14 protein-coding genes are annotated in these 14,652 nt (G+C 59.5%); 1 reads left to right on the top strand and 13 read right to left on the bottom strand.

Annotated features, from left to right (window positions below):
* Positions 1-69: 69 nt before the first annotated feature.
* The 5 genes from ispG to ndk form a co-directional block, all read right to left on the bottom strand.
* Positions 70-1,338 carry a flavodoxin-dependent (E)-4-hydroxy-3-methylbut-2-enyl-diphosphate synthase gene (ispG, locus tag ACIROY_RS00330; protein ID WP_402272290.1) on the bottom strand — a complete coding sequence of 423 codons (1,269 nt, stop codon included), beginning with the start codon at positions 1,336-1,338 and terminating at the stop codon, positions 70-72.
* A 27-nt stretch (positions 1,339-1,365) separates the two neighbouring features.
* Entirely contained in the window at positions 1,366-2,334 is a 969-nt protein-coding gene (locus ACIROY_RS00325; RefSeq protein WP_402338874.1) for a helix-turn-helix domain-containing protein, read from the bottom strand.
* Positions 2,335-2,416: 82 nt separating this feature from the next.
* Complete coding sequence (pilW, locus tag ACIROY_RS00320; protein ID WP_402338872.1) at positions 2,417-3,211, bottom strand: type IV pilus biogenesis/stability protein PilW; 795 nt, start codon at positions 3,209-3,211, stop codon at positions 2,417-2,419.
* 20 nt (positions 3,212-3,231) lie between these two features.
* Entirely contained in the window at positions 3,232-4,413 is a 1,182-nt protein-coding gene (gene rlmN / locus ACIROY_RS00315; protein ID WP_402338871.1) for a 23S rRNA (adenine(2503)-C(2))-methyltransferase RlmN, read from the bottom strand.
* Between the two features lie 67 nt (positions 4,414-4,480).
* On the bottom strand, positions 4,481-4,906 hold the full coding sequence (ndk, locus tag ACIROY_RS00310; protein ID WP_016834972.1) for a nucleoside-diphosphate kinase: 426 nt from the start codon (positions 4,904-4,906) through the stop codon (positions 4,481-4,483).
* A 225-nt stretch (positions 4,907-5,131) separates the two neighbouring features.
* Between ndk and ACIROY_RS00305 the strand changes: the two genes are divergently transcribed.
* Entirely contained in the window at positions 5,132-5,824 is a 693-nt protein-coding gene (locus tag ACIROY_RS00305) for a Bax inhibitor-1/YccA family protein (protein WP_402338869.1), read from the top strand.
* Between the two features lie 72 nt (positions 5,825-5,896).
* Here the strand turns inward: ACIROY_RS00305 and rlmD are convergent, their stop codons facing one another.
* From rlmD to ACIROY_RS00265, 8 genes are all read right to left on the bottom strand, one after another.
* Positions 5,897-7,255 (bottom strand): 23S rRNA (uracil(1939)-C(5))-methyltransferase RlmD, encoded by a 1,359-nt coding sequence (gene rlmD / locus ACIROY_RS00300; RefSeq protein WP_402338867.1) that lies wholly within the window; start codon positions 7,253-7,255, stop codon positions 5,897-5,899.
* 77 nt (positions 7,256-7,332) lie between these two features.
* Complete coding sequence (gene rpoS / locus ACIROY_RS00295) at positions 7,333-8,358, bottom strand: RNA polymerase sigma factor RpoS (protein WP_402272303.1); 1,026 nt, start codon at positions 8,356-8,358, stop codon at positions 7,333-7,335.
* A gap of 3 nt (positions 8,359-8,361) precedes the next feature.
* Positions 8,362-9,372, bottom strand: coding sequence for a peptidoglycan DD-metalloendopeptidase family protein (locus tag ACIROY_RS00290; protein ID WP_402338865.1), 1,011 nt, complete (start codon positions 9,370-9,372; stop codon positions 8,362-8,364).
* A gap of 124 nt (positions 9,373-9,496) precedes the next feature.
* Complete coding sequence (locus ACIROY_RS00285; RefSeq protein WP_402272307.1) at positions 9,497-10,414, bottom strand: protein-L-isoaspartate(D-aspartate) O-methyltransferase; 918 nt, start codon at positions 10,412-10,414, stop codon at positions 9,497-9,499.
* Positions 10,411-11,148, bottom strand: a complete 738-nt coding sequence (gene surE, locus ACIROY_RS00280; RefSeq protein WP_402338864.1) for a 5'/3'-nucleotidase SurE — start codon at positions 11,146-11,148, stop codon at positions 10,411-10,413. The genes ACIROY_RS00285 and surE overlap by 4 nt, the downstream gene beginning before the upstream one ends.
* Positions 11,149-11,259: 111 nt before the next feature.
* Positions 11,260-12,210: a flagellar brake protein gene (locus ACIROY_RS00275; protein WP_402338862.1), complete on the bottom strand. Its 951-nt coding sequence runs from the start codon at positions 12,208-12,210 to the stop codon at positions 11,260-11,262.
* Positions 12,211-12,212: 2 nt separating this feature from the next.
* Positions 12,213-14,237, bottom strand: coding sequence for an ATP-dependent DNA helicase (locus tag ACIROY_RS00270; RefSeq protein ID WP_402272313.1), 2,025 nt, complete (start codon positions 14,235-14,237; stop codon positions 12,213-12,215).
* A 150-nt stretch (positions 14,238-14,387) separates the two neighbouring features.
* Complete coding sequence (locus ACIROY_RS00265) at positions 14,388-14,594, bottom strand: YdcH family protein (protein ID WP_081768826.1); 207 nt, start codon at positions 14,592-14,594, stop codon at positions 14,388-14,390.
* Positions 14,595-14,652: the final 58 nt, after the last annotated feature.

Below are 14,652 nucleotides of genomic sequence, written 5' to 3'. Positions count from 1 at the left end.
GATTTTCAGGTTTATTCAGTCACAGGCCAGCCGGCGGCAGCCTGTCCAGGCGGCGCCTCCGATAACAGCTCAGGCCGCGGTTTGCTTGCCGTAATGCGTTTGTACGTAATCCAGCACAATGGTTTGGAATTCTTCGGCGATGCGTTCACCGCGCAAGGTCATGCGCTTCTCACCATCGATGAATACCGGCGCGGCAGGCGATTCGCCGGTGCCGGGCAAGCTGATGCCGATGTTCGCATGCTTGGATTCACCGGGGCCGTTGACGATGCAGCCCATGACGGCGACGTTCATGCTTTCGACGCCGGGATACACGCCCTTCCACTGCGGCATTTGCTCACGCAGGTAGGTCTGGATCTTGTCCGCCAGATCCTGGAACACGGTCGATGTCGTACGACCGCAGCCGGGGCAAGCGATTACCATCGGCGTGAACTTGCGCAAGCCCATCGTCTGCAGGATTTCCTGGCCGACAATGACTTCACGGGTGCGGTCGCCGCCCGGTTCCGGCGTCAGCGAAATGCGGATGGTGTCGCCGATGCCTTCTTGCAGCAACACCGACAGGGCCGCCGTCGAGGCGACGATACCCTTGCTGCCCATACCTGCTTCGGTCAGACCGAGATGCAGCGGATAGTCGCAACGACGCGCCAGTTCGCGGTACACCGCGATCAGATCCTGAACGCCTGATACCTTGCACGACAAGATGATCTTGTCGCCAGCCAAGCCCAGTTCTTCCGCACGCTGGGCGTTTTCGATAGCCGAAGTCACCAACGCTTCGTACATCACGGCCTGCGCCGGCCATGGTTCCGCGCGTCCGGCATTTTCATCCATGATGCGCGCCAGCAGCGCCTGATCCAGGCTGCCCCAGTTGACGCCGATGCGCACCGGCTTGTCGTAGCGGCAAGCCGCTTCGATCATCTGCGCGAATTGACTGTCGCGCTTGGCGCCCTTACCGACATTGCCGGGGTTGATGCGGTACTTCGACAGCGCCTTGGCGCAATCGGGATAGTCGTTGAGCAGCGTGTGGCCGTTGTAATGGAAATCGCCCACCAGCGGCACGTCCACGCCCATGCGATCAAGTTGCTCGCGAATCGCCGGCACCGCCGCTGCCGCTTCCGGCGAATTGACGGTGATGCGCACCACTTCCGAGCCGGCGCGGGCCAGGTCCTTGATCTGGATCGCCGTGCCGATGGCGTCGGCGGTGTCCGTATTGGTCATGGATTGCACCATGACCGGCGCACCGCCGCCGACCGCCACTTCGCGCTCACCGTACCGGATGACGGCGCGGCGACTTTGACGGCGACCCAACGGGCCGGATGCGATCGGGAAAGGCGAAGATGACATACGTGCGTTATTTCAAATTCTTCAAATTCATTTCAGGCTCAGACGAGCCACGTTGCTGCTGCTGCCGGTTTCCAGATCCAGTCTGGAACCACGCAGACTGGCGTCGACGCCGGCCGCATTACCGACCACCAGCGTCACCGGCTCGTTGATATCAAACGACTCGGTGGTGCCGGCCTTGAGCAGGCGAGAAATCATGGTCGACTTGTCGCCACGGCGGATTTCCACCCACGAATCCTCGCGGAAGGTAAGGCGAAGCAAATCCTTGCTGTTGCTGATGTTCAGGCTTCCGGTCACCGGCGATCCGGAGCTTACCGGCGCTACCGCGACTTTCGGTTGTGCCGACTCGGCGACCGGCTTGACAGCGGCCGGCCCCGGCTGCGGCGCACTTGGCGCCACCGCGCTGGCCACGCGCTCGGAAACATTGGTAATCGCCGAACTGGCCGAGCCGGCAGCACTCGTCACGGCCGATTCAACCTTTTCGAGCTTGCTCTTGTCGGAACCATCCTGTACTTCAGGCGGCAAGTCCTGCTGGGCATCGGCTTGCACCGGCGCTGCCGCCGGCTCTTCCGAAGTTGTCTTGGGGACCTGCTTCAACCATGCCAATTGCGGCACATCGTTGAACGCATCGGTTCGATGGATTACTGCGGCAGCGCCGACCAGCAATACCACCAGCACACCCCCAATCACCAGACCTGGCGACACCCTGCTGCGATTACCCAGCGGAAGCGGCGACTCCGAAAACGGCGTCGACAGTGTGCGCTGTGGTGTTATATGTCCTGTGTGTGCAGGACCGTCCTGCGGCAACAATGCCACCAGCGCGTTGGCGTCCAGCCCCAGCAGCTTGGCATAGGCGCGCACAAAGCCGCGTACGATGACCGGCCCCGGCAACGCCGCATAATTGTCGTCCTCCAGCGCGATCACCTGACGCGTGGCGAATTTCAACTGACTCGCGGCGTGTTCCACAGACCACCCCTTGGCCTGACGTTGCGCAGCCAATAGCGCTCCGGGTAATGCCACTTGCCTTACCTCTTCTGCCTCCGATCCGAAACCGGAGATTGGCGCTTCATTTCCCTGCTGATCACTCATCAAATGCTCCACGTTGATAAGCCGCGTATTCTGACGAAGACGGATAGCGACGGCGCAACTGCACCGCCAGTTCATTTTCGGCTGATTGATTGCCTAGTTTACGTTCAATCTTGATGGCTAGCCATAGTGCATCGACATTCAAGACATCATTTTTTGCCGCCAGACCGATGTGGAAGCGCGCACGCTCGAACTCATTCCGGTCAAAGTAAATCCTGGTCAAATTCACATTGGTCGCCAGACTGGCCGGCTCATACTGGAACGCCTGTGCAAAATAACGCTCTGCCGCTGCGGCATTCTGCAGCTTCAGGCTGCATGCACCGGCATTGGCGAGCGCCTTGCCCGGCGAACGATAAGCCGGCTGCGCGACTGCCGCCTCGAAGTACGGTATCGCATCGGCTGCGCGGCCATTATTGCAAAGGAACCAGCCGTAATTATTGGCGAAATCCGGATTGCCGGGCGAGAGATTCAGCGCCTGGCGGAAATCGGCTTCAGCCTGCCTGCTGCGGCCCATTTCCATGAACGCCAGCGCGCGCATGCCATAGGCCTCGGCAAAATCGGGGACCGCCTGCAATGCCAGGCCGGCCTCTTCAACCGTCACGGCAAACTGGCGCTGCTCGTAATAACCGATCGCCAGTTGCAAACGAATATCGGCACGCTTCTGAGCGTCAGCCTGAACGTTTGCACGGTACGGCGACACTGGCATATCGTCGCCGGCAGCAGTCTTGTCCGTTTTGGCAGAAGCACATCCGGTCAGCAGCAAAGCAGGCGCCAGCAGCAAGACAATCACGCTGGTCTGCCAGTGTTTCCTCACTCGGATATCTCCACGATGCGGCCAAAATCCTTGCCGAATTTTTGCTGATATTCGGTCATCTTCTGCATACGCTCCTGCACGCGGGTGCGATCTTTGACCTCGCCGGCCAACTGACCGCATGCGGCATCGATATCATCGCCGCGGGTTTTGCGAATCGTCGTGACGATACCGGCATCCATGAGGATCTGGGCAAACGCCTTGATACGCGGATTGTGCGAGCGCTTCAATCCCGATTCAGGGAATGGATTGAACGGAATCAGATTGAACTTGCATGGCACTGCAGCCTTGGCGTCGCCGCCGCCCTGCACCAGCGCCACCAGTTCGCGCGCATGCGCGTCGCTGTCGTTGACGCCGTCCAGCATGCAATATTCGAACGTCACGAAATCACGCGGCGCGAATTCGAGATAGCGCTTGCACGCCGCCATCAATTCATGCAGCGGGTACTTCTTGTTCAAGGGGATCAGGCCGTCGCGCAATGTATCGTTGGACGCATGCAGCGACACCGCCAGCGCCACCGCACATTCCTGCGACAGCTTGTCGATCATCGGCACCACGCCGCTGGTGGACAAGGTCACGCGGCGGCGCGAAAGACCGTACGCGTTGTCGTCGAGCATCAGCTTCAAGGCGGTAACGGTAGGTTCAAAATTCAATAAAGGCTCACCCATGCCCATCATCACCACGTTGGTGATCTGGCGCTCGCCTTTGGGGCCCGCTTCGACACCCTTGGTCTTGCGCAGCTCAAACTCGGCCATCCACAACTGGCCGATGATTTCGCCGACGCTCAGATTGCGGTTGAAGCCTTGCTTGCCAGTCGAACAGAAACGGCAATTGACCGCACAGCCGGCCTGGGTCGAAATGCACAGGGTGCCGCGGTTTTCTTCGGGAATGAATACGGTTTCAACGGCATTGCCGTTGCCGACATCCACCAGCCATTTGCGAGTGCCGTCGGTAGAAGTATGGTCGCTGATGATGGCCGGAGCGGTCACATGGGCCCGCGTCGACAGCTTTTCACGCAGCGACTTGGCGAGATCGGTCATCTCGGCAAAATCGGCAACGCCGTATTGGTGTATCCAACGTTGCAATTGTTTGGCGCGAAACGGCTTCTCACCCAACTCGCCACAGTAAGCGACGAGTTGCGCGGGATCCAGATCCAGCAGATTGGTGAGAGCTGTTGTCATGACATGTACCACTTTTCGTTAACCTTGATGCATAGATCACTAAACATCAAGGACAACTTGCTACAAATTAACGCGAGTAGATGTTCAGCGCTGGGAAGAAATACGAAATTTCAACCTTGGCTGTTTCTGCTGCGTCGGAACCGTGCACTGCGTTGGCGTCGATCGAATCAGCGAAATCGGCGCGGATTGTGCCTTTTTCTGCCTTCTTCGGATCGGTTGCGCCCATCAGGTCGCGGTGCTTCAGGATGGCGTTTTCGCCTTCCAGGGCTTGCACGATCACAGGACCGGAGACCATGAAGTCGACCAGATCCTTGAAGAATGGACGCTCGCGGTGAACCGCGTAGAAACCTTCAGCTTCGGCACGCGACAAGTGAATCATGCGCGCAGCGATGATTTTCAGGCCGGCGTTTTCGAAACGGGTATAAATCTGACCGATCACGTTTTTCGCAACTGCGTCCGGTTTGATAATCGACAGGGTGCGTTCAATTGCCATGTGTAAAAACTCCAATAAAAAGAAAGGGTTAAAGCCGTTAATTAACAATTCAATCAACCTTTAATTCTACCACGAAACGACCATTTATCAGCCTAATTCGCGTTAAAGCATGACAAACTGACAAAAATTACCCGCTTCCACTGCCGAACTTCACTCTTGCGGCGATGTCTCATGCGGTGAGCGTCGTGCTATGCTCTGTTCGCATTTAACGCTACCGGAGGACGAATGAACAATTACTCGCAAAACACACTTGAAAACCTGAACACAGGCGCCGTGGCCCGCAATCGCGTGCTGCGCAACACATACTGGCTGCTCGCATTGTCGATGATCCCGACCGTTCTGGGCGCATGGCTGGGAGTACAGTTCCATCTGAGCCTGTTCGCCGGCAGCCCGATGATCGGTTTCGTGGTGTTCATGGCGGTGGCCTTCGGTTTCTTCTACGCAATCGAAAAGACCAAGAATTCCGGTTTGGGCGTCGCCGTCCTGCTCGGCTTCACCTTCTTCATGGGCCTGATGCTGTCGCGCCTGATCGAATACACGCTGGGCTACTCCAATGGAGCCCAGCTGATCATGACTGCATTCGGCGGCACCGCGCTGATTTTCGGCGTTATGGCGACGGTGGCGACCGTGTCCAAACGTGATTTTTCGGGCATGAGCAAATGGCTGTTCGCCGGCGTGCTGGTGATTATCGTTGCATCCCTGGCCAATATCTTCCTGCAACTGCCGGCGCTGCAACTGACCATTTCGGTGGTGGCCATCGCGATTTTCTCGGCGTATATCCTGTTTGATGTGCAACAAGTCATCAACGGCGGCGAAACCAATTACATTTCGGCCACTTTGGCGATCTACCTGGATGTCTATAACGTGTTCGTCAACCTGCTCTCGATCCTTGGCATCGTGGGCGGCAATCGCGACTGATCGCGCAGCAGACAGCCTCAAATAAAAAGCCGACCTTCAGGTCGGCTTTTTTCATGGCGTCTCCGGGAAAACTCATTCGGGCAAATCAAACACCGCCATGGATTCCACGTGCGCCGTGTGCGGGAACATGTTCACCACGCCCGCCAGTGTCAGACGATAACCGCCCAGACTGACCAACTCACCGGCATCACGCGCCAGCGTGGCGGGATTGCAGGAAACATAGACGATGCGCTTCGGCTTCAGATGGGCATGCTCCCCGGCTAGTCCCGCAATCGCCTTACAGACTTCCAGCGCACCTTCGCGTGGAGGATCGATCAACATGCGATCAAATTTACCCAGTGCGACGAAGTCTTCCGTGCTTGCCTCGAACAGGTTGCGGCAGTAGAAGGCCGTCTTGCCGGCAACGGCGTTGACCTTGGCATTCTCGGCGGCGCGCTCGGTCAAGGCGGTGCTGCCCTCGATGCCGACGACTTCCCTGGCCAGTGTCGCGATCGGCAAGGTGAAATTACCCAGGCCGCAAAACAGATCGGCAACGCGATCTTCCGGCTGCACATCGAGCAAACGCAGGGCCCGGGCGACCAGCACGCGGTTGATCTGGTGATTGACCTGAGTGAAATCGGTAGGCTTGAACGGCATGCGGATGCCGAATTCCGGCAGCGTGTAGTGCAAGTTCGATTGTGGTGGATAGAACGGATGCGCCGTGTCCGGACCTTTCGGCTGCAACCACCACTCAACCTTGTACTCGTCAGCAAAAGCCTTGAGCTTGAGCTCGTCGTCGGCGCTGGGCGGCTCCATCACGCGCAACACCATGACCGTGGTTTTCACGCCGTTGTCGCCCTCGCCGATGGCCAGTTCAATCTGCGGCAGACGGTCGATGATGCTCAGCGAACCGATCAGCGCGCGCAACGGCATCAGCATTGCCGAGACGTGCGGCGGCAGAATTTCGCACGTCTTCATGTCGCTGACGAACGGCGATTTCTTTTCATGGAAACCGACCAGAACGGTGCCCTTCTTGACCACGTTCTTGACTGAAATCCGCGCGCGATAACGGTAGCCCCAGGTCGGCCCGTAAATCGGCCGCAACATGGTTTCCGCCTTGAGTTTGCTGAGATGCCAGAGATTGTCTTCGAGCACGCGCTGTTTCATCGCGACTTGGGCCGACGGCTCCAGATGCTGCATGGCGCAGCCGCCGCAGAGACCGAAGTAGTCGCATTGCGGCTTGACGCGCAAGGACGATTCACGGTGCAGAGCGGTCATGGTGGCGGCTTCCCATTTTGGTTTCCGCCGATAAGACTGGAAGCTGACCTGTTCGCCGGGCAATGCGCCTTCGACGAAAATCACCTTGCCCTGGGTGCCGTCTTCGTTCGCCAGATGACCGACGCCGCGCCCATCCATGTCGAGGGCTTTGATATTGATGATATTTTGCTGCATAGAAAAATAGATGCGACCGCCGTCGCGGCCAAAAGACCAAAAACGCTATTGTCGGCGATACCGTCGGCGGAGGGAAGCTAAAACAGCGCGTCCTTGCCAACGCCACGGGCCAGCAGGCTGCGTTTGAGCTTGATAAGGGCTTCTTGCTGAACCTGGCGCACGCGTTCACGGGTGATGCCCATCTCCGAAGCGAGTTGTTCCAGCGTGGAGGGATCGTCGTTGTCGAGGCCGAAGCGCCGGGTAATGACGATTCGTTGCTTGTCAGGCAAATTTTTAAGCCAGTCGCGGATCAGTATTGATACTTCGTGGTATTCGGCCTTGGTGTCGGGACTCTCGTCGAGCGAGCCCGGCAACAGGTCGATCAGGCTGGCCTGCGGATCGTTGTCGAGTGGCGTGTCCAGCGAAGCCGCATGTTCGGACAGTGCCAGCACGTCCTGTACGTCTTCGACCGGGCGATCGACCAGATGGGCAATGTCTTCGGCAGTAGCGTCGCGGCCATCGTGATGCTGTGCTTCCAGATGGTATTTCGCCCGCAGGATCTGATTCAGCTCGCGCACCATGTGCACCGGCAGCCGCACCGTGCGTGCCTGGTTCATGATGGCGCGTTCGATACTCTGGCGAATCCACCAGGTGGCGTAGGTCGAGAAACGGAATCCGCGTTCAGGCTCGAACTTGTCGATAGCGCGCATGAGGCCGAGATTGCCCTCTTCGATCAGGTCGAGCAAGGCAACGCCGCGGTTGATGTAGTGTTTGGCGATCGACACGACCAGGCGCAGGTTATGCTCGATCATCTTCTGGCGCGAAGCGAAATCGCCCTGCTTTGCCAGCGTGGCGAAATACAGCTCTTCCGGCGCGGTCAGCAGCGGCCGGGTGCCGATCTGGTTGAGGTAGTGCTGGGTGGTGTCGGTGGACAGCTCGGCTGCCAGCACCTTCTTGAGCTCTTCTACGCCCTCGGCAACGACGACGACTTCTGCTTCGCCCTCGGCATCAGCCTCTTCACCCTCGTCAATGACTTCCAGATCGTCGACTGCTTCCAACGGCTCGACCGGATCGTCCGATCGGGACTCATCATCTGGCAGGTGATCGCGAGGGCTTGGGCTCATACGCTAACGTGGCGGCAGGTATTTCGACGGATCGACAGGCTTGCCCTGCTGGCGAATCTCGAAGTGCAACTTGACGCTGTCGCTATCCGAATTTCCCATCTCGGCAATCTTCTGTCCCTTGGTTACAGCTTGCCCTTCCTTCACCAGTATCGTCTTGTTGTGCGCATAAGCCGACAAGAGATTATTGGAATGCTTGACGATCACGAGGTTACCGTAACCACGGATGCCGGCGCCGGCATACATGACCTTCCCGGCACCCGCCGCCATGACCGGCTGGCCGCTCTTGCCGGCGATATCGACACCCTTCTTGCCACCGTCGAAAGTCCCGACAACCTTGCCTTCGGCGGGCCACATCCATGATACGGCTTCGTCGTCACCAGCCGCCGCAGCAGCAGCCGGCTTCTCGGCCGGATGCGCAACATCGGCCTTGGCCGGAGTTTGGGCAGTAGAAGCGATAGCAGGCGCTGCTGCCGGAGCCGTCGACGCAGTCGACGGCGCGGCGTCCGGCTTCTCGAGCTCGGCCAGCGTGCTGTCCGAATAGGCGCGCTTGTCGCCGCGCGGACCCGTCTTGTTGGCACCGGCGCCTGTACCAGCCGCTGCAGGCGCAGCACCGGCAGAAGGCGACGCACCCAATGGACGGACCTCAATACCCGATGCGCCTGCCGCCGGAGCAACCACGGCGCCGGTTTGAACGCCGTCAGGCGGCAAGACGCGCAGCACCTGATCAACCTTGATGTCGTTCGCGTTGGTCAGATTGTTCCAGGCCACGATGTCGCGATAGCTCTGCCCCGATTCCAGCGCGATGCGATACAGCGTATCGCCCTTCTTCACCGTGTAATAGCCTTTTCCCTCAGGGCGCGCCGGTGCCGCTGCTGCGATCTTGGTGGGGTCTACCGCCGGCTTGGCCGAGCTGGTCGTACGTTCCACCACAGGAGCTGCAGTGCGCGGAGTGGTAGTACACCCTGCCAGCAGACTCACGACAATCCCCAACCAGACCAGACGATTATTTTTCATGCTCATTACATTAAATTTTGTACAACGATAACGTTGACCCGCGTCCTGCGCGAGAAGTTCATCGGGATCGGCGAGGCAAAAAACCGCTCGCCGCCGTATTCTGAATAGCTTGTTTTATTTCTTGTTACACCGTGCCCGGACGCAGCGGCACAAAATGGCATTCTTCCAGGGTTTCGCTGGTCCACTCGAATTTACTAATACGTTCGATGAGCTGCAACATCTGCTGACGCCCCCCGACCGGCGCCACCAGGCGCCCGCCGATCGCCAGCTGTTCCAGCAGCGCCTGCGGCACTTCCAGTCCGGCCGCCGCCAGAATGATGCCGTCGAACGGCGCCACCTGCGGCAGGCCTAGCATACCATCTCCGTAATGCAAGCGGATGTTGGCGATACGCAGCGGCCGCAAATTGGTTTTGGCCAGTTCGTGCAGAGGCTTGATGCGCTCGATCGAGAATACCTCTTTCGCGACCAGCGAAAGAACGGCCGCCTGGTAGCCGCAACCGGTGCCGATTTCCAGCACGCGATCGAGCACCTTGCCCTTATTATTGTCGCGCATGATCTCGATCATGCGCGCCACGATATACGGCTGTGAAATGGTCTGGTGATGTCCAATCGGCAACGAGGCATCGATATAGGCCTGACTCGACAGGCCCGGCTCCATGAACATGTGGCGCGGCACTGCCTCCATCGCCGCCAATACCTTTTGATCGCTGACGCCCTGCTTTGCCACGCGCGCCACCATGGCCTTGCGGACCGCTTCGGACACCAGCGGCGCCGAGCGATTGGACGTGGCAATCGGCGTCGGCAATGCCGTGCGCGAGACTGGCGTTGCAGCAGGCTTGCCGGCTTGCGAAGCTGGCGTCGGCTGCTGCGCAGCACGCGCCGCCTGCGCCTTCGCAGCCAGGCGACCAGAGTCCAGTGCGGCATTGCGCGTTGCCGTTTGCGGCGTCACCACGGTGCGCGCAGGTGCGCCAGAGGCGGTCTTGCCCTTCTTCTCCACCACGGAAGACAAGGACAGCGGGAAGCGGCTAGGTTTGCCGGTCATACGAGCGCTTTCTTCAGGTCGGCCAACTGACTGGTGTGCGTCAGGTCGATCTGCAACGGTGTGATCGACACGTGGCCGTTCGCGGTCGCATGGAAGTCGGTGCCCTCACCGGCATCCTTGACGCCACCGGGCGGGCCGATCCAGTAAATGTCCTTGCCGTGCGGATCACGCATTTTGTAGACCGGCTCCGACATATGGCGCTTGCCCAGTCGCGTCGCTACGCAGGACTTGAGTTCGGCATACGGCAGGTTGGGAATGTTGACGTTCAGCAGATACGGTTTAGCGATGGCGTCGAACTGGCGCTCAATCACTTCGCGGGCGATGCGTGCGGCGCTATCCAGATGTTCCCAGCCTTTGTGCAATTGCGAAAACGCGATGGCCGGGATGCCAAACAGGAAACCTTCGGTCGCTGCGGCAACCGTGCCGGAATACAAGGTGTCGTCGCCCATGTTCTGGCCCTGATTGATGCCGGAGACGATCAGGTCGGGACGATCCGGCAGCAAACCGGTCAGCGCGACGTGCACGCAGTCGGACGGCGTGCCGTTAAGGTAATAAAAACCATTGCCGGCGCGCTCAACCCATAACGGCCGGTCCAGCGTCAGCGAATTGGAGCTGCCGGAGCGGTTGCTGCCGGGCGCGACCACGGTGATTTCGGCGATGGCGGACAAGGCGTCAGCCAGCGCAATGAGGCCTGGAGCAAGGTAACCGTCGTCGTTGCTGATGAGAATTTTCATCCCGCCATTTTACCCGAAGCGCCCGGCTCAATTCAGGGAGAAATGCGACCGTTCGACGCAAAAAAGCAGCATCTCCAGCCTTGCAGAGAAACCTGCTTTGCAGGCACGACGTCAGTCCGTTTCGCTGGCGGTCTGATAGACGAACGCCGACAGGATGACACGGTCGCGCGCCGACACGTCGACGAATTCCAGACCGTATTTGGCGTAGTGAGGATCAGCGTCGGCCTCCACCATTCGCAACACCACATCAAGATCCAGCCCGCGCTCTTCGCCGGCGACATTGACGATGAAGCGCAAACGACCGCTGGCATCCTTGCCGCTGCCAAGAAAGGTGCCGATGCCGGATACGCCGCCGACGCTGATATCCAGCAGGCTGATCTTTGCCGGCGGCGCCGTGCCAATGGTCAGGAAGGCATCCAGGTCGACTTCCACGCGCGCGTCCTGGCGGATCACGGTGCAGCGCACTTCGCGCGGGCAGGCCAGATGCAGGTAGGGATAAGGCAGGTTCTGATACTTGAGCACGCTGGTTGCAAAGGCGTAGGCGCGTCGGCCTGACAAGGCGCGCACGATCACGATCTGGCCGTCGCGCAAATGAATGTACTTGCCGTCCTTGACCGGCGCCGACACCAGCACGCTCTTGCCCGCCAGGCTGCCGATCAGACTGATGTTGTAACGCAGCTCGGGTGCTTCCTTGAGCTGCAGCGTGACGGCATCGCCGATCTGCCAGCGCACCTCATCCATGCCGACAATGCTCTCCTGCCCGCGGCTCGGCGCCGGTGGACGCAGTCCTTTGGAGCGGCGGCGCTTCTGCAGGACATCGAGCGACTTCGGCAACGGCACCGAATCGGTGTCCGGCTCGTCGCCCCATTTTTCATTGCGGAATAACCCGTGTTCCAGCAGCCCATCCAGCTGGCCTTGAGTATCAATCATGCTGCCGCGCGCCAGCAGCAGATCACCCATGTCGTTATAGATGGGCCAAGGTGATGGTTGCCCGACGACCAGTTCGCTGGCGCGCACTGGCACCAGCGCAGTCGAGGCGGATGACGAGCGCAGCCCTGCCATTCTCAGTTTTCCTCGGCTGCCGCAGCCATGGCAGCACGACGTGCAAAGAAATCTTCCACCATGCCGATTTCACGGGTGCGCTTGAACGGCGGCAGGCTTTGCCAGATACGGCGGCCGTAACCCTTGGAGATCAGCCGCGGATCGCAGATCATCAGCACGCCGCGATCAGTCTCGTCGCGGATCAGGCGACCGGCGCCCTGCTTCAGGTTGATGATCGCCGCCGGCAATTGATGATGCACGAAGCCGTTGAGGCCCTTCTTTTCCAGCTCGGCGATACGTGCCGCCAGTACCGGATCGTCAGGCGGGGAAAATGGCAACTTGTCGATGATCACCAGAGACAAGGCATCGCCGCGCACGTCGACGCCTTCCCAGAAACTTTGGCTGCCGATCAGCACGCCGTTGCCGGAAGCGCGGAAACGATCCAGCAATTCGGTACGGCCGGCTTCGCCCTGCACCATCAGTGGAAACGGCAGGCCGCGCTGTTCGAACTCTTCACGCAGGCGCTCTGCGGCGCGATTGACCGCACGGATCGTGGTGCACAGCAGGAAAGTGCGGCCGCCGGCGGCGATGATGGCCGGCAGCGCGGCGTCAATCACGGCGTCGGTGTATTCGTAGGAATTCGGCTGCGGCAGGTTGTTCGGCACATAGAGCAAGCCCTGCTGTTCATAATCGAACGGGCTCGGCCAGGATTTTGCCGGCTCGTCCCATAGCCCCATCTGCGAGGTGTAGTGATGGAAATCGTTTTTTACCGCCAGCGTCGCCGAGGTGAAGATCCACGTGCGCGGCACGCCTTCGCGCTGCTTGTTGAAAATTGGTGCGATCGACAGCGGCGTACGATGCAATTGCAGTGAAGAGGTGAATGCCTCTACCCACAACACGTAGGTCTGTCCATCTTCGCCGGCGGCCTTGTCTTGCGCACCGTTCCATTTTTCAAGCTGGTACGACAATTCAATTGCACGGGTCCGGCATTGCTCGATCGTTTCAGCGCGCTCGGCTTGTTTTTCCAGCACGGCGGTCATGTCGTCCATGTTGTCGCGCAAGGTTTCCAGCGCCGGGAAGAACACGCTGGACGGAGCGATCTGGTTGACCGCCAGGCGCACGATGTCTTCCGGGAAAGCCAGCCGCAGGTCGCGCGCCGCCTTCTCGACCGGCGCCACCACCTTGGCCCAGTCGGCGCCGTCACGCGCATGCGACAGGCCTTCGGCCAGCACGTCGCGGCACAGTTCCAGTATCTGCGAGGTCGACACGGTGTCGCCGAAGAACATGGTCGCGGTTTCCGGCAACTGATGCGCCTCGTCGAAAATCACGGTATTCGCGGTCGGCAGCAACTCGGCCACGCCGGTGTCCTTGAGTGCAACGTCGGCGAAGAACAGATGGTGATTGACCACGACGACGTCGGCCTGCTGCGCTTCCTTGCGCGCCTTCATGACGAAGCAGTCCTGGTAGTACTGGCATTCGGCGCCGAAGCAGGTGTCGCGGGTGGACGTCACAAGGTTCCAGATCAGCGCGTTTTCCGGCACCTTGGACAATTCGGCCTTGTCGCCCGAGGAAGTGGTCTTCATGAAGCGCGAAATCTCGCGCAGGTAGCCGACATCGTCGCGCGAAGTCATGCGGCCGTTCTGCAACGTACGCTCGAGATGGAAATGGCAAACGTAGTTGGAACGCCCCTTCAGCAGCGCCACCGAGACGGGCGCGCTCAAGGCCTTGCGCACCGTCGGGATGTCACGCAGGTAAAGCTGGTCCTGCAAGTTCTTGGTGCCGGTGGAGACGATCACCTTGCCGCCCCACAGCAGCGCCGGAACCAGGTACGCGAAGGTCTTGCCGGTGCCGGTGCCGGCCTCGGCGATCAGGGTGCTCTGGCCGGCAATCGCTTCAGCGATGGCCTTCGCCATTTCGGTCTGGGCGTGGCGCGGACGATAGCTGCCGACCTGCCCGCCCAGCGGACCGTCGGCGCCGAACAGGCGCTCAACCTCGGCATCATGGATACCTTGCGGGACGGATGCGGCGGTATCTTCGATGGAACTCACTGACTCATGCCTGTAAAGAGGTTAAACCTGAACCGAAAAATGTCGGCCGCCATGCTGTCGCCAACGACGTTGCCGTCGCGGCAAGGTCATGACAACGGAAATGGGGGCTGCGAATGAAATCGGCCAAAAATTGCGAAATGCGCGTCGGATTCAGGCCGGAATATCGGGGATCAATTGCATTTTAAGCAACATGATATGGTCCTTCAATTGCAGCTTGCGCTTCTTCAAACGACGCAATTGTAATTCCTCATGACGCACTTCGCGTGAAAGCAGGTCGATCACGGCGTCGAGATCGCGGTGCTCTACTTCCAGTTCGATAATACGGCGCTGTATATCTTCGCGGTGCGTCATTGTCATGTCGGCTTCTGTAGCAAAAACGGCTGGAGGTTGCAGGGGTCGCAGATTGAGGATTGCG

Origin of the sequence: Herbaspirillum sp. NPDC101396 (assembly GCF_044767365.1) — a bacterium.
Taxonomy (GTDB): domain Bacteria; phylum Pseudomonadota; class Gammaproteobacteria; order Burkholderiales; family Burkholderiaceae_D; genus Herbaspirillum.
This window is presented reverse-complemented; position numbering and strand designations above follow the sequence as displayed.